Below are 3,200 nucleotides of genomic sequence, written 5' to 3'. Positions count from 1 at the left end.
ATGTGTAAAGCATGCCGCCAGCGTTCAATCTGAGCCAGGATCAAACTCTTCAGTTTAATCTCTGTTTGTTGGCATTTCTGCCACCCTTATTACTAAGGGGTCGCTCACTCAAAATACTGACCGTTATTTCATTGCTGAGACAACGTATTTCTTTTTTGTGAACATTTGATAATTTAAGTAATCAGTAACCGAAGTCACTGGCACCTTCATCAAACGCCCACACTTATCGACTGTTAATTTTTAAAGAACTTGTTTTGTGTTGCTTGCTGCTCATCGACAAAGCGTTTTGTTTGTCAGCAGCAGAGAGATGAGATTATGCGGTGTTTTGCTATTTTCGTCAACTTCTTTTTATTTTCCACATCATCCCGTCGCTTGTTTTTTTGTGCTGCATCGCAACGGGAGGCGAACTATAGCAACCCTCGTCGAGCTTGACAAGAGCGATTTCAAAAAAGCGACAGTTATTCAGACAATGTCATCGCTCGATAGTTCGGATCGGACTGGATCTTGTCCGCCGCGAACGGTAGCGCCGTCCACTCCTTGCGCGAATACACCGGAAGCTGGTCGGCGTAATGGGGAGATGCGGGATCGACCGACTGTCCATACAACAGCATTCCGCGCGCTACCGGTCCGGCATCATCGAAGGTAACCGCCTGGACGTAACTGGTTCCCCATTCGACGTCGCGATAGCCTTGCGGCCCAAGCTCCGTGCGCATGTGAATCGAGTTATAGGACCCATCGATATCGCCGATCGCCCCGTGAATCGGAACCCGTACACCGTTGCGCGTCTCGCCCTGGTAATCGCCCAGCTTCCCATCCAGCGCGATATTCAGGCTCGCGAGCTTTTGGGCGGCGGTTTTCAACGCTGCCAGCATAGGCGCCAACGCAGAAAGCTTCACGCCGCGTGGAGTATTCACCGGATCCTGCGGATCGAATCGAACGGACCACTTATCGGGAAGCGCCGCCGCGGCGTTCCAGAACTCGCGGAACAGAACCGCGCCACGGCTATCCAGGTCGGCTTTCCGGTCCCAGCCCGACAATGCACTGCATGCGCCCGTCAATGTTGAATCGTTCGCGGCGTAGCAAGCAGGCAGCAGTTGCGGCAGCACCAACTCGGCCGCGTGGACGCGGTTGGCGAACGCCAGCTGTTGGATGTCGTCTATCCCCAACCTTGCTTTGCGGGCGAGGGCTTCCTCGAACTGCTTGAAGCCAATACGGGTGCGCATCTTTTGCTCGATTCCTGTCCTTCCGTACAGCGGGGAAAAGCCGTACGGTGCCGGCCCGGTCATCAGGGAGCGTGCGTTTGTCAGCCAATAACTGTCATTCGAGTTGCCGACATAGTCGGCGCGCACGGTCCAAGGGCCATTCGTTGGCGAAATAATGCCGGAAGGCGCCAGGTGGCCTGCGCCCCAATCGCACGACGCGCGCGAGCCGTTGAACATCAGCAGCGGCGGAAGCATCATGCAATCGGATGCAAACGTCTCTGGCGTGACGTTTGGGACTACGCTCGCATCGGCATACAGGGTTTGGCCATCGCGGTCGACAGCCACGGTATTCACCCAGGGCAAGCCGATCGTGCGGTCGAGCGAGGCCTTGAGCTCGGTGACGTTTCGTGCGCTGCCAATACCGATCCACTGCTCGATCAAACGAGTGTTATTGCGGTTGGGATCTGCCAGCACGTACACGGCGCTCGACGACCAGGTCAGCCCCGCATCGGCCTTCACCATCACGGCGCCGTGCTTGCTGAAATAGAAGGTCTTGCTCTTCGAACGCAAGGTGCCGTCAGGCTGCAGGCTGTCGACGTGGACATTCTTTGCGGTCATCTTGACGGGGACGCCGTCAGAAATGTAGGTGGTGCCGGATGGATCGCGGGTGTCGAGCGTGAGCCTGAATGTCGTGAAGTGGGCTGCGGTCGTCACCGTATGGGACCATGCGACGTCGCGGTTGAAGCCGATCACCACGACAGGAATGCCGCCCAGGATGACGCCCATCGCATCGTAGCGGCCGGGCACTGTCAGGTGGGCCTGCCAGAAGCGGTCTGTGCTGGTCCACGGGTAATGTGGGCTGCCGAGCAAAATGCCGCGGCCGGTCGTCGAAATATCCTTGCCGACGCCCAGTGCGTTGCTGCCGAGCTGTTCAGCGGTGAGCTTCGCCAGGCGCTGCTGGACAAACGACGGATCCAGCTTGCTGATACGTGTGCGGGCGGTGACGGTTGCCGCTGCCTCGGGGTCGCGCGCGCCATCCACGATTTCTTTTGCGAATACCTGGCCGGACGCATGCAACGCTTTTTCGGCGAGCACGAGGTACATATCCTCGACGGTAATCGGGCGGACCCATGCTGCGTTATGGCATGCGGCGGGAAGGCGGCCGGCGTAATCCCTGAGGTAGCGGTTGTATCCGGCGGCGTAACCGGCGAGCAGGTCGCGCGCTTCACGCGAACCAGTGGCGTAGGCGGCGCGCAGCTGCTCCGGGTCAACATAGCCTTTGAAGAAGAAGTCGCTGTCTTCGTTCTTCAGGTTCATGAAGTCGCTTGCCACACCATACTCGCCATTTTTAGAAGACGTAGCGGGAAGATCGCCACCGAAGAAGCGCGACCGTTCACCGCGCACAGTGAGCAGGGTGTCGGCGAACATGCAAACATTATCCTGCGCGTAGGCGTAGGCTAGGCCATAACCGAGGTTCTTGAAGTTGTCGGCAAGGATGTGGGCGATGCCAAACGATGTCCGCGTCACCTCGGCGCTGATCTGGGGCTTGGGTTCCGGCGCCGGCGGAGCGGGGTCGGTTCCTTTTCCGCATCCGCCGAGCATAAAGGCAATCGCAACCGCACCGCAGCCGCCGAGCTGCGGCAGTCGGGTCCACTTCGACAGTACGTATCCCATGCTGACGCCTCCAATTTTCGCTGATATGTAAGGATGGCAATCACGGGGGATGCCATCGATCATGATCGCTGGAGAAACGGGTTCGGTAATTGATAGCTCTCAACGATGCGCAAAAGCACGCTGTCGAACGGAGATGGTCGGGCGTGATGAAAGGTGCGCCACTCGGATAGGTGGCCGTCGGTCACGACAAATCGCAAGACGAAAAAAAACCCGCCGGCACACGCCAACGGGTTTTTTTCTTATAACTAGCCTGACGATAACCTACTTTCACACTGGTTGCAGCACTATCATCGGCGCAAAGTCGTTTCACGGTCCTGTTCGGGA

At 57.6% G+C, this 3,200-nt stretch carries 1 protein-coding gene; it reads right to left on the bottom strand.

Annotated elements, in window-relative coordinates:
* Positions 1–458: 458 nt before the first annotated feature.
* Positions 459–2,876: a penicillin acylase family protein gene (locus HHL21_RS21280; RefSeq protein ID WP_229496679.1), complete on the bottom strand. Its 2,418-nt coding sequence runs from the start codon at positions 2,874–2,876 to the stop codon at positions 459–461.
* Positions 2,877–3,200 lie beyond the last annotated feature (324 nt).

The sequence above is a fragment of the Massilia polaris genome (assembly GCF_012927275.1).
Taxonomy (GTDB): Bacteria; Pseudomonadota; Gammaproteobacteria; order Burkholderiales; family Burkholderiaceae_D; genus Telluria_A; species Telluria_A polaris.
The sequence above is the reverse complement of the archived record's forward strand: the minus strand, read 5'-3'. Positions and strand labels throughout refer to the sequence as shown.

Coding starts and splice junctions, on each gene's coding strand:
- HHL21_RS21280 (WP_229496679.1), bottom strand. CDS start 2,876: ATGGGATACGTACTGTCGAAGTGGACCCGACTGCCGCAGCTCGGCGGC.